The organism is Arthrobacter sp. ok362, assembly GCF_900102785.1.
Lineage (GTDB): Bacteria > Actinomycetota > Actinomycetes > Actinomycetales > Micrococcaceae > Arthrobacter.
On record NZ_FNGC01000002.1, the window covers coordinates 24,489 to 41,606 of the forward strand.

The window sequence follows — 17,118 nt, forward strand, 5'->3', positions numbered from 1 at the left end:
ATGATGCGATACATCCATATATGATCCGTTCATCCGCTAAGGAGATAGAGACTTCATGGCAACGACGATTTCCAGCACCACCGGCGACGAGGCCTCACAATGAGCACCAGCGTCGAAGATTTGAACACGGCCGTTGAGACGGCTCACGCCGCGTTCCTGCTCGGGCGACGCGTCGATTTGACCACCCGGGCAGGCTGGCTCGAGGTGGTGGCTGCGGCCCTGGAAGAGGACGCCGACGTTCTGGTTCCGCTGGCAGCCCGCGAGACCAACCTTGGTTTGGCCAGGCTCCAAGGCGAACTGAAGCGCACCGTTTTCCAGCTCCGGCTGTTCGCCGCGGAAGTCCGCTCGGGTGAGCACCTGGATGCGACCATCGACCACGCGGATCCCGACTGGGGGATGGGCGCCCGGCCTGACCTGCGGCGGATGAATGTCCCGTTGGGTGTTGTGGGCGTCTTCGGCGCATCCAATTTCCCCTTTGCCTTCAGCGTCATGGGCGGAGACAGCGCCTCGGCCCTCGCGGCCGGATGTTCCGTTGTCTACAAGGCCCACGAGGGTCACCCTGGACTCTCGCTCCGCACGGCCGAAACCGTGCAGCGCGCTCTCCGGGAGGCGGGAGCTCCGGCCGGTCTCTTCACCCTGATCACGGGCCGGGCGGCGGCTGAAGCGCTGGTAGACCACCCGCTGGTGAAGGCCATCGGCTTCACCGGCTCCACGGCAGGGGGACGCGCGCTGGCGGAGCGGGCTTTCGCCAGGGCGGAGCCGATCCCATTTTATGGAGAGCTCGGCGGGATCAACGCCGTGTTCGTGACCGAACAGGCCTGGTCGGCGCGCAAAGACAGCATTCTCAGCGGCTACGCGGCCTCACTCAGCCTCGGCATGGGGCAGTTCTGCACCAAACCGGGCCTCCTCTTTGTCCCCGGGGGTACGACGGCGGAAGCTGCCGAAGCACTGCGCGCAGCGTTCACGGACTTCGAACCGGCGCCGTTGCTCACTGAACGGTTGCACGAAGGCTACCGCAACGCCGTAAAAGAGGTTGCAGGACAGCCGGGAGTTGAGCCGCTGGTGGAGGGCACTTTCGACGCCGCCCCGATGCCGACTGTGCTGCGCGCGGCCAGCGCTGCGGTCTTCGAGCAGCCCGAGCTGCTACGCCAGGAAATGTTCGGCCCGGCCAGCCTGCTGGTTGAATACCGGGAGGAATCCGAGCTGACGGCGCTCGCCGAGCTCCTTGAGGGCCAGCTGACCACCACCCTGCAGGCCGAGGCGGACGACGACGTCAGCGAACTCGCGGACCGGCTTGCCGACATCAGTGGACGGGTTCTCTGGAACGGCTGGCCCACCGGCGTTACCGTCAGTTTCGCCCAGCACCACGGCGGCCCCTACCCGGCCACGACTTCGACCACGACGTCCGTGGGGACGGCCGCCGTCGGGCGCTTCATGCGTCCGGTGGCGCACCAGGATTTCCCCGCCTCACGGCTGCCGGAACCACTACAAGACACGAACCCCTGGTCGGTGCCCCAACGCATCGACGGGACCTGGACCCGACCGCAGCCAAAGGTGGATGCCTGATGACTAATCCCAACGAGAACCTCCCGCAGCGCCTGACGGTGAGGGACGTGCTCCCCGAGGACTCCGAGAACGCCCTGCTCATCGGACGGGTCTGGGACGTTGAAACCCGGGGCCCGCGCGTCGCGGCTTTCCGCGGGGAAGACGCCTTCGATCTGCAGCCCATCACCGCAACCGTGTCGGATCTGCTGGAATCCAAGACTCTCCTCGCGGACGTCAAAGCGGCCATGACGACGCCCCGCTGGCGCACTGCGGACATCATCGACGCATCTATGTCCAGGGACCCGGAGCGCTCCCATTTGCTGGCTCCGGTAGATCTGCAGGTCATCAAGGCCTGCGGAGTGACCTTCGTGGACAGCATGATCGAACGCGTCATCGAGGAAAGGTCCGGAGGTAATCCGCAAAAGGCCGCAAACATACGGGGTCGTGTCGGCGCGGCCCTTGGCGGCAGCCTGGCAGGAGTACGGCCCGGCTCGAAAGAAGCCGTTGAAGCCAAGAAAGTGCTGATTGAGGAAGGGCTCTGGTCCCAGTACCTCGAAGTGGGCATTGGGCCGGACCCGGAGGTCTTTACCAAGGCACCCGTGCTCTCCTCGGTCGGAACAGGCGCCATGATCGGGATCCCCTCCTTCTCCTCATGGAACAACCCGGAACCGGAGCTGGTGCTCCTCGTCAACTCGCGTGGAGCCGCTGTAGGGGCAACGCTCGGGAACGACGTGAACCTGCGCGATGTAGAGGGCCGCAGCGCACTCCTGCTGGGGAAGGCAAAGGACAACAACGCTTCCAGCTCGCTGGGCCCCCTCATTCGCCTCTTTGACGAGGACTTCACTTTGGAGACCCTCCGCACCGAGGAAATTCTGCTGAAGGTCCAAGGCCCGGACGGCTACCTGCTGACCGGGAACAGCAGCGTCGGCCGGATCAGCCGCAGTTTCGAAGAGCTGATTTCCGCGACCCACGGCGACCACCACCAGTATCCGGACGGCTTCGCGTTGTACACCGGGACCCTGTTCGCCCCCACCCAGGACAGGGGCGAGCCCGGCCGAGGGTTTACTCACCTGATGGGCGACATCGTGGAAATTTCCAGCTCTCATCTTGGGACGCTGATTAACGAGGTGGGACCTACCGAAGAGCTGCCGCGCTGGAGCTACGGCATCCGTGATCTGCTGGGCTATCTCCAGCGCACCGGGGCCGCCACCGCCACGCCGACATCTGCCGTGGGGGATTGACCGGGGGAGCAGCTGAGCACCTGTGCCGTGGCGACGTGGGCCGGTCCCGGCCCCGCCACGGCACAGGTCTCATCTCATTCTCAGACCGCTTCTCATTCTCATACCGCTTCTCATTCTCATACCGCTTCGCGGAGCCAGGTCTCGACGCCGGAGATATGGACAGTCAGCAAGGCCCGGGCGAGCTCGCTATCGCCGCGAGCCAGCGCCTCCACGATGGCAGCGTGCTCGTCAACGGTTCGTGCGACCGCGCGTTCCTCGGTCAGGCCGCGCCAGATCCGGGCCCGCACGGTGCCGCTGGAGAGGCCGTCCAGAAGGCTTGCGAGGTAGCTGTTGCCGCTGGCGTGGGCAATGATGCGGTGGAATTCCAGGTCGTGGGAGACCAGTTCCTCCACCGAGGTGTCTTTCCGGACAGTGGCCATGCTTGCTCGGAGCAGGGCCAGCTGGTCACTGCTGATCCGGCTGGCGGCGATGGATGCAGCTGCCGGCTCCAGGATTCGACGTACCTCGAAGAGCTCGAGTACTGAGGTGTCCTGGTGCAGGTCCACGATGAAAGCCATCGCTTCTGACAGCAGCCGTGGCTCCAGGCTCGTCACGTAGGTGCCGTCGCCCCGGCGCACATCGAGGACGCGGATGATTTCCAGGGCCTTGACCGCTTCGCGCAGCGAGCTCCGGGACAACCCGAGCTGCTCACTGAGTTCCTTCTCCGGCGGGAGGCGCTCTCCTGCCGACAGCCGTCCATCGAGGATCATTTCCTTGATCTTCAGGATCGCTTCATCCGTGACGGTCATGAGCCTCATCCCCCCGGACAGGATTGTGGTTGACCCACGCCGGGGCAGGGGTCACGCAGTGAACGGAACATCGTCAAGCGCCCAGTCCTCAGAACCGGGCAGCCGGCAGCCGCAGTGCCTGGAGGCCGCCGTCAACGGCTATGGACGTACCGGTGGTGGAGCCGGAGAGCGGGCTCGCCAGGTACACAACAGCGCCCGCGACTTCGTCCGCAGTAACCAGCCGGCCGTGCGGCTGCCGCCCGTTCAGGGCCAGGCGTTCGGCGTCGGGATCGACGGCGGCGTCCAGCAGCCGCCCGACCCAGGGCGTGTCCGCGGTGCCGGGGTTGACGCAGTTGACGCGGACTCCTTCGCGCAGGTGGTCAGCAGCCATGGCCTGGGTGAGAGAGAGTACTGCCCCCTTGGTGGCGCTGTAGAGGGCGCGTTGGGGCAGCCCGGCGGTGGCGGCAATGGAGCAAGTGTTCACGACGGCGGCCGACGGCGACTGGCGCAGCAGCGGCAGGGCGGCACGGGTAACACGGACCATCCCGACGACGTTGATGTCCCAGACGCGGTGCCATTCGGCGTCGTCGTTATCCTCCACAGTGCCCAGGGCTCCCATGCCGGCGTTGTTGACAACGATATCCAGCCGCCCAAACGAGGCTCGCACCGCCTCGATGGCCGCGCGGACGGACGCATCGTTGGCGACGTCGCAGACCAGGCCGAGTTGGCCGTCCGGCACTCCGGTGGGAAGGAGGTCCAGTACGGCAACTTTGGCGCCGAACTCCTGCAGGCGGGCGGCAATGGCGGCGCCGATCCCGGATGCCCCACCAGTGACGACGGCGACGAGTTCATTCATTTCCTGGCCCATTCAGGCCTCCTTGCTGGAGCTGGTGGCTACTTGGGTGCGGGTGCGGCGCCGGCCCGGACAGGCGGTCGCAGGACGGGGGTGCGCACGTATGTCTGGCGTTGCCGGCCCAGGCCCTCGATCTCGAGATCGACGATGTCGCCGTCCTGCAGGTAGGGGAAGCGGCCGGAGAGGGCCACGCCTTCCGGGGTGCCGGTGAGGATGACGTCTCCCGGTTCCAGCAGCATGTACTGGCTCACGTGGTGCACCACCGTCGCGACGTCGAAGATCAGATCCGCGGTGTTCGAATCCTGGCGCTCTTCCCCGTTCACCCAGCTGCGCAGCCGAAGGTTTCCGGCATCCACTTCATCGGCCGGCACGAGCCAGGGCCCCAGCGGTGTGGACTTAGGCAGTGATTTGCCCTTGGTCCATTGCCCGGCCGCGCCCGGAAGCTGATACTCACGCTCGGAAAGGTCATTGGCGACGAGGTAGCCCGCGACGGCGTTCATCGCCTCTGCGGCATTATCCAGGTAGCTGGCTTCCCTGCCGATCACGATCCCCAACTCCACTTCCCAGTCGTACTTGCGGCTGCCCGGCGGTATCGGGGCGTCGTCGCAAGGGCCGGTGACGGTGTTGTTCGGTTTCAGAAAGACCACCGGGGTTTCAGGCGCAGCGGCCCCCGACTCCGCAGCGTGGGCCGCATAGTTCATGCCGATGCAAATCACGTTGTTGGGCCTGGCGAGAGGGGTTCCTATCCGCAGACCGCCTGCCCCGGGCAGGACGGGCAGGGCGCCCGCCGTAAGGGCGGCGCGGAGCCGGGCAACGCCGTCGGCAGCCAAGAATGCCCCGTCGATGTCGGCGGTGATGCTGCTCGCGTCATACGCCTCTTCCTCGCCGTTCACCGCCGCTGCGTAGATGACGGGTATTTCATGCCCTGCTGGTCCCAGCCGTGCGATTTTCACTCTTGTCGTATCCTTTCGGGCGCTTCATGGGTGCGTGTCGTGAACGTCGAAACACAGCAAACATCGGAGTTGTGAGCGGGAGCGGTCATTACCCGACCTGTTCTCCAGCCAACTGTAATGGGAAACTGAATATCAGCAAAGCAAGACATCCGATGTTTCGCTCGCCTTTTCCTGGCGGGGCCTGAGCCGCGCGAATCCGCCCGGTCCCTTCGGGCCCCGGGCGGGACGCCTTCCCATCCAGGCGCGAACAAGGAATGATCGTATTGATCAGTAGACTTACTAATCTGGATACGACTGAAGGAGCGATTATGAGGGCACTTACCTGGCAGGGAAAGCGGTCGGTCAGCGTGGAGATGGTTCCGGATCCGGTCATTGAGAAGGGGACGGATGCCATCGTCAGGATCACTTCAACGGCGATTTGCGGCTCAGACCTCCACCTGTACGAGGTCCTTGGCCCCTATATGAAGGCCGGCGACATCCTGGGCCACGAACCCATGGGTGTCGTTGAGGAGGTGGGCTCCGAAGTCAGGAACCTCAAGCCGGGCGACAGAGTGGTCATCCCCTTCAACATCTCCTGCGGCCATTGCTGGATGTGCAAACAGGGGCTGCAGTCCCAGTGCGAAACCACCCAGGTCCATGCCCACAACAGCGGGGCAAGCCTGTTCGGGTTCTCCGAGCTCTACGGGTCGGTCCCCGGCGGGCAGGCGGAATACCTGCGCGTGCCCCACGCCGACTACGGACCGATAAAGGTCGGGCACGAACTGCCCGATGAGAGGTACCTCTACCTCTCCGATATTCTTCCCACCGCCTGGCAGGGAGTGAAATACGCGGACGTCCCCGCCGGCGGCACACTGGCCGTCTTTGGGCTCGGGCCGGTGGGGCAGTTCGCCAGCCGGGTCGGTCGACACCTGGGCCAGCGGGTCATCGCCGTCGAGCCGGTTCCAGAACGCCGCCGCATGGCAGAGCGGCACGGAGTGGAAACGATTGACTTCACAAAAGACGTCGGTGACCAGCTTCGCGAGATGACCGGCGGAAGGGGACCCGACGCGGTCGTCGACGCCGTCGGCATGGAAGCGCATCATTCCCCCGTCGGCGCCTTTGCACAGAATGCGGTGGGGCTCTTGCCGGATGCACTGGCAAAGAAGGCCATGGAGACTACCGGCGTGGACCGCATGACGGTCCTCCACGCAGCGATCGACTCCGTGCGCCGGGGAGGCACCGTCTCGCTAAGCGGCGTTTACGGGGGCACTGCGAGCCCCATGCCGCTGCTGACCATGTTCGACAAACAGATCCAACTCCGGATGGGCCAGTGCAACGTCCGCCGGTGGACGGACGAGCTGCTCCCGATCGTGGAAGATCCCGCAGACCCGCTCGGCGTCATGGACCTGAAAACTCACGAGGTCGACCTCGACGGCGCCGCGGCCGCCTACGAGATCTTCCAGAAAAAGGAAGACGGCTGCATCAAGGTGGTCCTGAAGCCGTAGCGAAGATGCCCCAACCAAGCGCAAGCGGACGACGGCGGGAAGTCCCGCCGTCGTCCGCTACGTTGTTTGGTTGCCGCCATGCGGTGAGGATCCCGCGCTAGCGCGCCTGAGCGGTGTCTGGCGCGGGATCCTCCCGGTGTAGGCGGTGAAGCCTAACGGCTGCTCACCTGACCGAACAGCTTCGCGATTGGTGCGAGCACGAGCGGGCGGGCGGCGTACCAACCGGCCGCCGTGACGGCGATGGCGGCCGCGAAGAGCCAGAACCCGACCCAGTTCACCACGTCGGTGCCGCTGAACATGTGGTTCAGGTTGCGCAGCGCACCGGTCGCGAACACCAGGAACACGTGGATGAGAATGAACAGCACGAAAAACAGCATCGTCGGGAAGTGAATCGCACGCGCAACCTCCACCGGGTAGACCTTGTTCAGGGTCTTCGCGTTCTTCGGCCAGAACTCGCTCATGCGCACACCGGTGATCGCCGCGAGCGGGGCCGCGATGAACACCACGAGGAAGTACATGATCTGCTGCAGGCTGTTGTAGTTCACCCAGCCGGTCTCAACGGGCCAGTCGAGTGTCATGTACTGCAGGAGCGCGGAGAGCGCGTTCGGGAACGCCTCCCAGCTGGTCGGTACGAGTCGCATCCAGCGGCCGGAGGCAAACAGCAGCACCACAAAGATGAGTCCGTTGACCAGCCACAAAATGTCGAGCGACTGGTGCAGCCAGAGGTTGATGCTGATCTTCTTGCCACCGCGCTTCGGCGTCCAGAACGCCGGCGGCTTCTGCTCGGTGCGCACTTGATAGCCGGAGCGAATGATGAGCACCATCAGGAAGATGTTGAAGAAGTGCGCCCACTGGGCCCACCACGGGAATCCGGGCTCGGCTGTGTCGGGCAGCTGATACGCGCCGGGGTACCTCTCGAGGAACTCTGGCACGCCCGGCAGCGTCGTCACACCGCGCGCTGCGAGCACAAGAATCGCTGCGGCGGCCACGGCGCCGACCGCGAGGAGCACGACGAGCTTGATCCACTGACCCAGGGTGCGCGAACCGTAGAGCCTTGCCTCGGCCTTTGGCCTCACGGGCTTTTCAGGCGCGACGGACTGTGCCGCCGATGCTGGGGCGGCTGTGACCGCGGGTGCACTCGCGGTCCCCGGTGGCTCCGCCTCGGCAACAGCCTCCACCACGCTGGCAGCCGGGGCGTGGGCCTGGGCAATGTGTTCGGGAGCTGCCTGCATCGAAGGGGCGGCGGCGACCGCCGGGGCAAGTCCAGCGGGCGGCCACGGTTCACCATTGGGGACACGGGGAAGCCCGCGACGAAGCGAGGTGGTCCCCATCGTCAGAGTGGCGGGTGCGGTGGCCGGAGCAGCTGCCGGCGACGTCGCTGCCGGCACTGCTTTCTCAGCGACATCTGCAGCAGCATCTGCGGCGGGCGTGGGCGTGGGCGTGGCGCCTGCAGCGGGAGCCCCGGACAGAGCCGCCACTGATACCGAAACCTCGCCCTTTGGCGGCCAGGGCTCGCCGCCCGGCACGCGCGGCAGGCCACGGCGCAGGCGCCGCGGCACCGCGGCGCCTGCGTTCACGGCAGGGACCGGACCGGGCAACGCCGCACCCAGTGCCTTTTCCTGGGCAGCAGCGGCGGCGACCGATTCCTCCCCGGAAACAGACTCCGACGGTGCTGCCGCTTCCGCTGCCGCTCCTTCCGTGGCAATGTGTGCGGGCGCCTGGCCTGCTGCGGGCCAGGGTTCTCCGCCTGCGACGCGCGGCAGGCCCCGCCGGATAGACCGAGACAGAGTTGCCATCGCTACTTCTTCCGAGCCTCAAGTGCGCTGATCAGCTGGGGGACAACCTTGAAGACGTCGCCCACCACACCGAAGTCGGCGATCTCGAAGATCGGCGCGTCCCCGTCCTTGTTGATGGCGACGATCGTCTTCGCGGTCTGCATCCCGGCCCGGTGCTGGATCGCGCCGGAAATGCCGAGCGCGATATACAACTGTGACGACACGGAAACCCCGGTCTGGCCCACCTGATGTGACTGCGGGATGTAGCCCGCATCCACCGCGGCACGCGAAGCACCAATGGCAGCGCCGAGGGTATCGGCGAGCTGTCCCACGAGGGCGAACTGTTCCTCCGACCCGAGGCCGCGGCCACCCGCGACAACCTTCGCGGCGCCACGCAGCTCCGGCCGCGAGGTGGCGGCAACTGCCTCCTCGAACGAGTCGATCCGCGCGGCCAGCTTCCCGGAGGGCGTGACTGCCAGAGTCTCCGACGCTTCCGGCTGAGCCGTAGCACGCGCCTCGATGGAGCCCTGGCGGACCGTAATGACCGGCGCCCCGAACGTGGCCGTGGACGTCACGTTGTAGGCACCCCCGTAGACGGAGTGGTGTGCCACGACCCCCTCGTCATCACGTGACACACCGATCGCATCGGCGGAAATCGCCGCCCGCGAACGGGCAGCGTAACGGCCGGCAAGGTCGCGCCCATTCAGGGAATGCGAAATCAGGATCGCTTCTGGCTGCACCTGCTCCACAGCGGCGGCAAGCGCGTCAACGCTCGGCACTCCGAGCGCGGCGGGATCCGGAGTCTCAGCGATCAGTACGCGCGCGGCACCTAGGGCCGCGGCCTCCGCGGCGGCGGCGCTCCCGGCGCCGGGTGCGGCAAGGACCAACGCAACTGGCGTGCCAGCCGCAGCGGCCGCGCCGAAGAGTCCGGCCGCAGCCTTCTCGAGTTCACCGGAAGCCCGGGCTTCGACGACGACGAGGATTGCGTCACGAGGGAAGTCAGTCATGTCGTTTTTCCTTACGCCAGTCGGTTTTCGATCAGGAAGTCAGCGAGCTTCTCGCCGGCATCACCCTCGTCAAGGATCTTGACGCCCGCCGCACGCGGAGGCTTCTCGGCAATGGTCAGCATGATCGAACGCGCCGCTTCCGGGTTGTCTGCCGTAATCCCGAGGTCTGCCAGGGTCAGCACCTCAAGGGGCTTCTTCTTCGCGGCCATGATGCCTTTGAAGTTCGGGAAGCGTGGCCCGGGAAGCGCCTCGGTAATGGAAATCACCGCGGGCAGGTCCGCGGAAACCGTCTGAACGCCGGAATCAACGGGCCTGGAGCCGGACACCGCGCCGTCGCTGATTTTCACGGAGCTGAGGCCGGTGGCGTGCGGCACGTCCAGCAGTTCTGCCAGCATCGCGGGAATCATCCCGCCGGATCCATCGGTGGAGACGTTGCCGGTGATCACCAGGTCAAACCCCATGCGACGGACCGCCGCCGCGAGGGTTTCGGCGGTCAGCCCAAGATCCGCGCCCCGGAGCGCCTCGTCAGAGACGTGGGTGGCGCTTGCCGCGCCCATCGCAAGACCCTTGCGGATCGTCGCCGTCGCACCTTCGGGGGCGAGGGAGAGGACGGCGACCTCAGTGCCCGGGTTCGCGTCGGCGTATTTCAGTGCCAGCTCCAAGGCCCGCTCACCAATCTCATCAATGACTGTCTCGCTGGCCTCCCGGTCGGCGAGACCTGTTTCCAGGTTCAGTTTTCGGTCCCCGTACGTGTCGGGGACCTCCTTGACTAGGACGATAATCTTCATCGATGGCTCTTCCTGTGGCGGGCATGCCTCGATAGAGGAGACATGACGAATCTCCATAGAGTCTACGAAAGTCGGGCCCGTGCTCGCTGACAGAGTCCGTGTCGTGAAATGGAGTCCGTAGTCTTCGTCCTTGGCGGTGCTTGTGCCGAGGGTGATCAGAGCTCCTTTCGGGACCTGGCGCTGCACGCCAAAGCAGGATCGGCAAGATCGCGGCGCAACGGGCCAGCCGCCGATTCCTACGCGCTGTTCTGCGGCGGCCCGAGCATCCTCGAGTGGGCGTACCCCAGTTGTTGGTTTGAGCTCTCTTTAGGGGTCAACGGAGGACGGTCAGACTCGCGAGAGTGCCGCCGTCGCCTTCGGCCAGCAGTCCGACGGCGGTGCCGGAGGACGTGGGAAAGACCAGATCGGTGATGGTGACCAGGCCGTCCTGCGCGAAGACCTCGACGGAGCATCGGTCCAGGAAGACCCGGAGCTTTAGCCGGCCGTCCTGCAAGGACACGGCAACGCGCTCCACCGACGGGAATGCCTCGTGGAACCCGACGTTGCCGGATTCGGTCCTGTCCAGGCTGAGCTCCGCCGTGAGGCAGTTGTATGCCAGGACAGTGCGCGCCCCGGCTCCGGGTCCGGACCTGGTGCCGGATTCCCCGCCCGTTTCGCTGCAGGCCCGGAGCACCAGACCTACGCTGCCGGCGGCGCCGGGCTCGAAGTCCGCATCGATTCGCAGCACATTACCGCAGGCCTCGGCTGGAAGCCACGTCACTCCGTCCGCCAACGGCTGCCGGTCCAGCGCGAACACCTCGGTACCGTGGCTGTGGAACGGGTCCACCGCCTCCTGCACCAGCACCGGGCGCCCGCCGCGGGACACCAGCCTGACCTCACGGACCAGGGACATCGCGCTGCGCCAGCCGTTTGAGGGTGTTGAGGCGGCGTACTGCCAGTTGTTCATCCAGCCGATCATGAGCCGCCGTCCGTCCGGGACGTTGCTGAAGGACACGGCCGCGTAGTAGTCCCGGCCCCAGTCGAGCCACCCGTAGTCGGCCATCCGGCTGTCGTCGGCCTGCACGCCGTCGGTGACGGTGGTTTCGGAACGGAACGTCACGCCGTCGAAAGTTCCGATGAAGTACTGGCCGCCCGAGCCGCCGGCGATAGCGCCCGGGCTAAGGTTTACCACCATGACCCACCGGGTGTCTGAGGCATCGCCGTCCACCGGCAGTTCGAACAGGTCCGGGCACTCCCACACCCCTCCCGTGGCGTTCGCGGGGCCGAATGTACTCAGATGCTCCCAGGACAACAGGTCCGCCGACTTGTAGAGAACCACCTCGTGGTTCAGTGCCTCGACGGCGACCATCACCCAGTAGCTGCCGGCGTCGCCGTCGTACCAAAAGACCTTGGGGTCACGGAAGTCGGGGGAGGCCCGGTCAAGCACCGGGTTCCCGGCGTACTTGGTCCAGGTGGCGCCGTCGTCCGTGCTGTAGGCGAGGGACTGTGCCTGCCGTTCCGCGAGCGGCGACGCGGGCGAATACGCGCTGGTGTAGATGGCCACCAGCGGAGGCACTCCACGGACGCCGAACCCGCTGGTGTTATGGACATCGACCACTGCGGAGCCGGAAAAGATGGCCTCCTGCTCATCGCACGGGATGGCCACGGGCTGTTCTTCCCAGTGCTGCAGGTCTGTCGATGTGGCGTGGCCCCAGGACATGTTGCCCCACTCAACGCCGTGCGGGTTGTGCTGGTAGAAGAGGTGGTAGATGCCGTTGGAGTAGACCAGTCCGTTGGGGTCGTTGAGCCAGTTGCGCTCCGCAGAGTAGTGCCACTTTGGCCGGTACTGGCAGTCGAGCTCGGTGATTGCTTTCATGAGGGTGTTTTGCAGGCTTTCGCGTGAGGAGGTAGGTCAGCCCTTGACGCCGCTGGAGGCGATGCTGTTGATGAAGGAACGCTGGAACGCGATGAACAGGACCACCACGGGAATGGTGATGAGGGACGCGTAGGCCATCACCTCGCCCCAGGAGACGTTGAGCTGGAAGAAGTACTGGATGCCGATCATCACCGGACGGAGCTCCTCGGACTGGACCACCATGAGCGGCCACAGGTAGGAATTCCAGGCGGGCAGGAAGGTCAGAATGGCAACGGTGGCGGTGGCCGGCCCCGCGAGGGGCATGACCACCTTGCGGTAGATGGTGAACCAGCCGGCGCCGTCGATCCGGGCGGCCTCATCCAGTTCCTTCGGGATGGACTCGAAGTACTGGTGGTACAGGTAGATGGAGAACGCGTTGGCGATGAAGGGGATGATCTGGACCTGGTAGGTGTCCAGCCAGCCCTTCGAGATCTCGAGGCTGAACCCGTTGAGCTCAAAGTACGGCAGCTGGTTGACCCACCACACCAGCGGCAGCGCCAGCGTCTGGAAGGGCACGATGAGGGTGGCGAGGATCGCTGTGAACACCACGCGCTTGCCGCGAATCTCCATGCGGGACAAGGCAAACGCGCAGAGGCTGTTGATGAAGATGCCGAGCACCACCGTTACCGCAGAAATGCCGATGGAGTTGATCAGGAAGCGGGCGGCCGGAACCCGTTCGAACACGGCTGCGTAGTTGTCCAGAGAAATGTTTCCGATCGGCAGGAACGCTGCCACGGAGGACATGTCGCCGAAGATCTGCTGGTCCGGCTTGAGGGAGGACACCATCATGAACACGATGGGGAAGGCGGCGACGGCAGCGAACAGGATGCGTACGGCCATGGCCGCTGCACTGCTGAGACTGGTGGAATTGAGTGTCTGTTTCACGTCAGTCCTTCTCTCGGGTCAGGTAGCGCTGCACTGCGGAGATCAGCAACACGAGCACGAAGAACACGAGCGAGATGGCCGAGGCGTAGGAGGTTTCCTGCTGCTTGAAGCCGGAGCGCACCGCCTCGTAGATGATGGTGGTGGTGGAATCGAGGGGCCCGCCCTGGGTCATGACGCTGACTTGGTCGAAGAGCCCGAGCGCCTGGATGGTGATCGTCACCAAGACCAGGGTGCGGGTGTGGGTGAGGCCGGGCCAGGTCACGTAGCGGAACTGGTGCCAGCGGCTGGCCCCGTCGAGTTGGGCGGCCTCGTAGAGTTCGCCCGAGATGCTTTGCAGGCCTGCGAGCCAGATGATCATGTGGAATCCTGCGGCCTGCCAGATGGACAGGGCGATGATGGCCGGCATGGCGGTGGCGGGATCGTTGAGCCAGTCCGGGCCGCTGATGAGGCCGAAACTGGCCGCCGACAGCAACTCATTGATCAGGCCGTCCTTGCGGTACATGAACAGCCACAGCAGGGACACCACCACCATGGACGTCACCACGGGAAGGAAGTAGATGGTGCGGAAGAAGTTCACGCCGCGGAACTTCTTGTTGATCAGCAGGGCCATCGCCAGGGCGAGTCCGGACTGGACGGGCACCACCACGACGGCGAAGTAGCTGACATTCAGCAGCGAGCGCCAGAACACGGGATCCGCGAAGAGCCGCGCGAAGTTGTCCGTGCCAACAAACTCGACGGGCCGCGGGGAAACAAGCCTGGCGTTCGTAAATGCCAGGCCGAAGCCCAGGATCGCCGGGAGGAAGACGAAGGCGAGCAGGAGGACCGCGGCCGGGGCGATCATGCCCCACCCGCTGATCTGTTCGCGCAGGTGGCGCGGCCGGCGGCGCGGCTTGCTGGGCGGTGCGGCCGGGGCCGGATCCGCCAGACGGCGGCCGGGGGAGGGGAGCTGGGTGGTTGTCATGGGTTTCTCCGTCGACAGTCAGGGCCGGAGGTACGACGACGGCGGCGGTTGCGCACCGCCGTCGTCGTACCGTTCGGCAGCTGGCTAGTTCTTGTAGCCGCCGTTGGACTTGATATTGGCGTCGATGGCCTTGACCGACTTGTCCAGCGCCGTCTTGGGGTCGGCGCCGGCGAGGATGTCCTGAACCGCCTTGCCGTATTCGGTGGCGATGAAGGGATAGGCCGGGGTTTCGGGACGCATCACCGCGTAGTTGCGGGAAAGTTCCATGAAGATCCGGTTCGTGCCGCCCTTGGCATATTCGGGGAGGAGCGCGGCGGCTTCGTCGGTGGCCGGGATGGTGCCCGTCGCCTTCGCCACCGCGGCCAGGTTTTCCGGCTTCAGTGAGTAAGAGAGGTAGTCCATGGCTGCCGCGGAGTTGTTGCAGCCGCTGGTCACGCCCCACTGCCAGGAGGCGCCGCCGATCTTGGGGCCGGTCCCGAGGTCCACGGACGGCATGACCACGAGGTCCTTACCTACCGCTGCGCGTGCCTTGTCCGCGGCCCAGGAGCCGGTGTAGAGAAGGCCGCTCTTGTTGTTGAGGAAGTCCTGGGTGGAGTCCTTGCCGCTCTTCTTGGCCATGAAGCCCTGGTCGGCAAGGCCGCGGAACCACTGCGCCCATTCGATGGCTTTGTCGCCATTGAGGACGCCGTCTGCCGACTGGAACCCGTCGCGGTTGATCAGGTCCCCACCGAAGGACTGCAGGAACGGAGAGTAGGCGTAGGGCAGCCATTCGCCGGTTCCGGCGGTACCCATGTCCAGCGGGTATTCCCACTTGCCCAGGGCCTTGAGCTTGGTCAGCGCGTCCTGGAACTCGTCCTTGGTCCACGGCTTCTCGACCGTGGCGACGCGGACACCGGCTGCCTTGAGGTCGGAGGCGCGTGCGAGCATCGCCAGTGCGACGTCATAGGTGCCTACGGCGTAGGTCTCGCCCTCCCATTTGGCCACCGTGCTCGGCAGATTCTTGGAAACGTCCGCGTCGAGCTTCAGGGGTGTCAGGTACTTCGCCCAGGCCCAGTTGGGAACGTTGGGGCCATCGATGTCAACAATGCAGGGGAGCTTCCCGGAGGCCGCGGCCGAGACCACGGAGTCGTTGTAGGAGTCCTGCGGGAACGCCTGGACCTTGATCTTGGCCTTGGCGCCGGCGCTCTTGTTGTAGGAATCGACGATGTTTTCAACCGCCTTGAGTTCTTCGGCGTTGCCCGCATTGTGGGTCCACATGGTGATCTCATTGGAGCCCACGGACGGGGCAGAGGCGCTGCCCTTGCCGCAGGCGCCCAAGGAGCCCACAAGTGCCGCCGCAGCTACACTGGTGGCGAGGATCCGGGTGAATCGCTTGTTCATGATGGTCAATCTTTCTGCTGAATTTGGGCGTGGGAGATTGCCCCGGGTCCTTCGGGACGCGGCCGGTGCAACGGCTGCGTCCCTTCTTTTGAGGCCCCCGGGCAGTGGAACAGTGAAGCGGTGGAACGCTGTGGTGATGCCGGATTGCTGCCGGCAATCGGCTAACTTGGCGGCGGGCCGAGGGACCCCCGCTCAATCAGGGGGCAGTCCAGTTGCGTCTGGACTGCGGGTACGCCGGGATTTTCGATGTCGTCCAGGATTCGGTGGACCGCCCAGCTGCCCATTTCGTAGTGGGGAAGGGCGACGGTGGTGAGCCCCGGCCATAGGGCGTCCGCGATGATTTCGAGATTGTCGATCCCCACAATGGACACGTCCTCCGGAATGCGCAGCCCCAATGCGGTGGCCGCCTGGTAGGCACCCATGGCAACCCTGTCACTGAAGCAGAACAGGGCTGTGGGGCGGTCGGGCTGACCGAGCAGGCCCAGCGCGGCCTCGCGGCCTCCCGCGGTTTCGGGCTGGCCGATCACGAGGTGGCGCGGGTCGTGCTTCAGGCCATGCCGCCGGAGAGCGTTGAGGAAGCCCTCCCTGCGGCCGTGTGTGGCGGGGATGTCGTCGATGTTGTTGATCATCCCGATCCGGGTGTGGCCCGCCTGGATGATTGCTTCAACGGCCGTCTCGGCGGCGCCCACCTCGTCGGGGATAACCGAGGAAATGGACTTGTCGTCAGTGACGGAATCCAGCAGCACGGTGGGGAGGCCCTCCAGTTCCGCGGGGACCTGCACGCTTTGGTGGTACATCCTGGCGTAGACCACCCCGTCCACCTGGTGCTGCCGCAGCATGTTGATTTCACGGTTTTCCAGCTCGCTGTCCAGGCCGGAGTTGACCACCATCACCACGTAGCCGCGGTCGTAGGCGGCGTCCTGCGCCCCGCGGATCATGGCTCCGGCATAGGGGGTGGTGGTGATTTCGTCACTGACCAGGCCAAGGATCTGGGAGCGCTGGTTGCGCAGTCCGCTGGCCATCTTGTTCGGGGCGTACCCAAGATCCCTGGCCACGTCCCGGACGTGTTGCTGGGTTGCTGCCTTCACCCGGAAGCTCGTGGCCTCGTTGAGGGCGTGCGACACCGTGGTGACGGAGACCCCGGCGGCCTTGGCCACGTCGCGTATTCCCACTCTTGTCGTTATTGACTTCCCTTTGCAAAACGTTTTGTATCTGGTGTGAGACACGTTACACAAAACGTTTTGCAGTTGTCAACGGGACTTCTCGGCTGCGGCGCCTCGCTACGCCGCAACTCGAACACCGGAGAACCTCGCGGGACCGCCATGGGATCCACCGACCAGGAGATCGTCCACGACTCGGGCCGCCCGTCCGCGGTGCTGCTGCTAACGGGCCAATATAGCCCCGCCCAACGCGCTGGCCGCGAGGGTCCGCCGTCCCCGATCCGGCGCCACTATCGCCCCGTCGGCGAGGACGCAGCGCGCTCGCCCGTCTTCTCCGGCGGCCCGGGCTTCAGCTTTCTCTTCCGATCGATGGCCACTGGGACTCCTGCAAATGATCAGGTGTTGCGACGATCGTTAGAATCCAC

General features: G+C 65.4%; 14 protein-coding genes. 3 read left to right on the forward strand and 11 right to left on the reverse strand.

Annotation, left to right across the window (positions count from 1 at the left end; translation table 11 throughout):
• Nucleotides 1-99 precede the first annotated feature (99 nt).
• On the forward strand, nt 100-1,566 hold the full coding sequence (locus BLQ10_RS02545) for an aldehyde dehydrogenase (NADP(+)) (RefSeq protein WP_091558045.1): 1,467 nt from the start codon (nt 100-102) through the stop codon (nt 1,564-1,566).
• On the forward strand, nt 1,566-2,786 hold the full coding sequence (locus tag BLQ10_RS02550) for a fumarylacetoacetate hydrolase family protein (protein ID WP_091558048.1): 1,221 nt from the start codon (nt 1,566-1,568) through the stop codon (nt 2,784-2,786). The genes BLQ10_RS02545 and BLQ10_RS02550 overlap by 1 nt, the downstream gene beginning before the upstream one ends.
• 116 nt (nt 2,787-2,902) lie before the next feature.
• Here the strand turns inward: BLQ10_RS02550 and BLQ10_RS02555 are convergent, their stop codons facing one another.
• The 3 genes from BLQ10_RS02555 to BLQ10_RS02565 form a co-directional block, all read right to left on the reverse strand.
• Nucleotides 2,903-3,574 carry a FadR/GntR family transcriptional regulator gene (locus BLQ10_RS02555; RefSeq protein ID WP_091558050.1) on the reverse strand — a complete coding sequence of 224 codons (672 nt, stop codon included), beginning with the start codon at nt 3,572-3,574 and terminating at the stop codon, nt 2,903-2,905.
• A gap of 88 nt (nt 3,575-3,662) precedes the next feature.
• Complete coding sequence (locus tag BLQ10_RS02560; RefSeq protein WP_217635769.1) at nt 3,663-4,421, reverse strand: SDR family oxidoreductase; 759 nt, start codon at nt 4,419-4,421, stop codon at nt 3,663-3,665.
• A gap of 26 nt (nt 4,422-4,447) precedes the next feature.
• The gene (locus BLQ10_RS02565) at nt 4,448-5,359 is read right to left on the reverse strand and encodes a fumarylacetoacetate hydrolase family protein (RefSeq protein WP_091558052.1); all 912 of its coding nucleotides are present in this window, start codon (nt 5,357-5,359) and stop codon (nt 4,448-4,450) included.
• Between the two features lie 308 nt (nt 5,360-5,667).
• Between BLQ10_RS02565 and BLQ10_RS02570 the strand changes: the two genes are divergently transcribed.
• Nucleotides 5,668-6,843 carry a zinc-dependent alcohol dehydrogenase gene (locus BLQ10_RS02570; RefSeq protein ID WP_091558054.1) on the forward strand — a complete coding sequence of 392 codons (1,176 nt, stop codon included), beginning with the start codon at nt 5,668-5,670 and terminating at the stop codon, nt 6,841-6,843.
• A gap of 152 nt (nt 6,844-6,995) precedes the next feature.
• Here BLQ10_RS02570 and BLQ10_RS02575 read toward each other — a convergent pair whose 3' ends face one another.
• From BLQ10_RS02575 to BLQ10_RS02610, 8 genes are all read right to left on the reverse strand, one after another.
• A complete protein-coding gene (locus BLQ10_RS02575) occupies nt 6,996-8,639 on the reverse strand; it encodes a cytochrome b/b6 domain-containing protein (RefSeq protein ID WP_091558057.1) in 1,644 nt (547 codons plus the stop codon).
• Between the two features lie 2 nt (nt 8,640-8,641).
• Nucleotides 8,642-9,625 (reverse strand): electron transfer flavoprotein subunit alpha/FixB family protein, encoded by a 984-nt coding sequence (locus BLQ10_RS02580; RefSeq protein WP_091558060.1) that lies wholly within the window; start codon nt 9,623-9,625, stop codon nt 8,642-8,644.
• An 11-nt stretch (nt 9,626-9,636) separates the two neighbouring features.
• A complete protein-coding gene (locus BLQ10_RS02585; RefSeq protein WP_091558064.1) occupies nt 9,637-10,413 on the reverse strand; it encodes an electron transfer flavoprotein subunit beta/FixA family protein in 777 nt (258 codons plus the stop codon).
• Between the two features lie 313 nt (nt 10,414-10,726).
• Complete coding sequence (locus tag BLQ10_RS02590) at nt 10,727-12,268, reverse strand: glycoside hydrolase family 32 protein (RefSeq protein WP_091558066.1); 1,542 nt, start codon at nt 12,266-12,268, stop codon at nt 10,727-10,729.
• Nucleotides 12,269-12,304: 36 nt separating this feature from the next.
• Nucleotides 12,305-13,147: a carbohydrate ABC transporter permease gene (locus BLQ10_RS02595; protein ID WP_091558802.1), complete on the reverse strand. Its 843-nt coding sequence runs from the start codon at nt 13,145-13,147 to the stop codon at nt 12,305-12,307.
• Nucleotides 13,148-13,193: 46 nt separating this feature from the next.
• Nucleotides 13,194-14,153 (reverse strand): carbohydrate ABC transporter permease, encoded by a 960-nt coding sequence (locus BLQ10_RS02600; protein ID WP_026539022.1) that lies wholly within the window; start codon nt 14,151-14,153, stop codon nt 13,194-13,196.
• 84 nt (nt 14,154-14,237) lie between these two features.
• Nucleotides 14,238-15,533, reverse strand: coding sequence for a sugar ABC transporter substrate-binding protein (locus tag BLQ10_RS02605; RefSeq protein WP_175558448.1), 1,296 nt, complete (start codon nt 15,531-15,533; stop codon nt 14,238-14,240).
• Between the two features lie 161 nt (nt 15,534-15,694).
• Complete coding sequence (locus BLQ10_RS02610; RefSeq protein ID WP_368086489.1) at nt 15,695-16,705, reverse strand: LacI family DNA-binding transcriptional regulator; 1,011 nt, start codon at nt 16,703-16,705, stop codon at nt 15,695-15,697.
• Nucleotides 16,706-17,118: the final 413 nt, after the last annotated feature.

Coding starts and splice junctions, on each gene's coding strand:
- BLQ10_RS02545 (WP_091558045.1), top strand. CDS start 100: ATGAGCACCAGCGTCGAAGATTTGAACACGGCCGTTGAGACGGCTCAC.
- BLQ10_RS02550 (WP_091558048.1), top strand. CDS start 1,566: ATGACTAATCCCAACGAGAACCTCCCGCAGCGCCTGACGGTGAGGGAC.
- BLQ10_RS02555 (WP_091558050.1), bottom strand. CDS start 3,574: ATGACCGTCACGGATGAAGCGATCCTGAAGATCAAGGAAATGATCCTC.
- BLQ10_RS02560 (WP_217635769.1), bottom strand. CDS start 4,421: ATGGGCCAGGAAATGAATGAACTCGTCGCCGTCGTCACTGGTGGGGCA.
- BLQ10_RS02570 (WP_091558054.1), top strand. CDS start 5,668: ATGAGGGCACTTACCTGGCAGGGAAAGCGGTCGGTCAGCGTGGAGATG.
- BLQ10_RS02575 (WP_091558057.1), bottom strand. CDS start 8,639: ATGGCAACTCTGTCTCGGTCTATCCGGCGGGGCCTGCCGCGCGTCGCA.
- BLQ10_RS02580 (WP_091558060.1), bottom strand. CDS start 9,625: ATGACTGACTTCCCTCGTGACGCAATCCTCGTCGTCGTCGAAGCCCGG.
- BLQ10_RS02585 (WP_091558064.1), bottom strand. CDS start 10,413: ATGAAGATTATCGTCCTAGTCAAGGAGGTCCCCGACACGTACGGGGAC.
- BLQ10_RS02590 (WP_091558066.1), bottom strand. CDS start 12,268: ATGAAAGCAATCACCGAGCTCGACTGCCAGTACCGGCCAAAGTGGCAC.
- BLQ10_RS02595 (WP_091558802.1), bottom strand. CDS start 13,147: ATGGCCGTACGCATCCTGTTCGCTGCCGTCGCCGCCTTCCCCATCGTG.
- BLQ10_RS02600 (WP_026539022.1), bottom strand. CDS start 14,153: ATGACAACCACCCAGCTCCCCTCCCCCGGCCGCCGTCTGGCGGATCCG.
- BLQ10_RS02605 (WP_175558448.1), bottom strand. CDS start 15,533: ATGAACAAGCGATTCACCCGGATCCTCGCCACCAGTGTAGCTGCGGCG.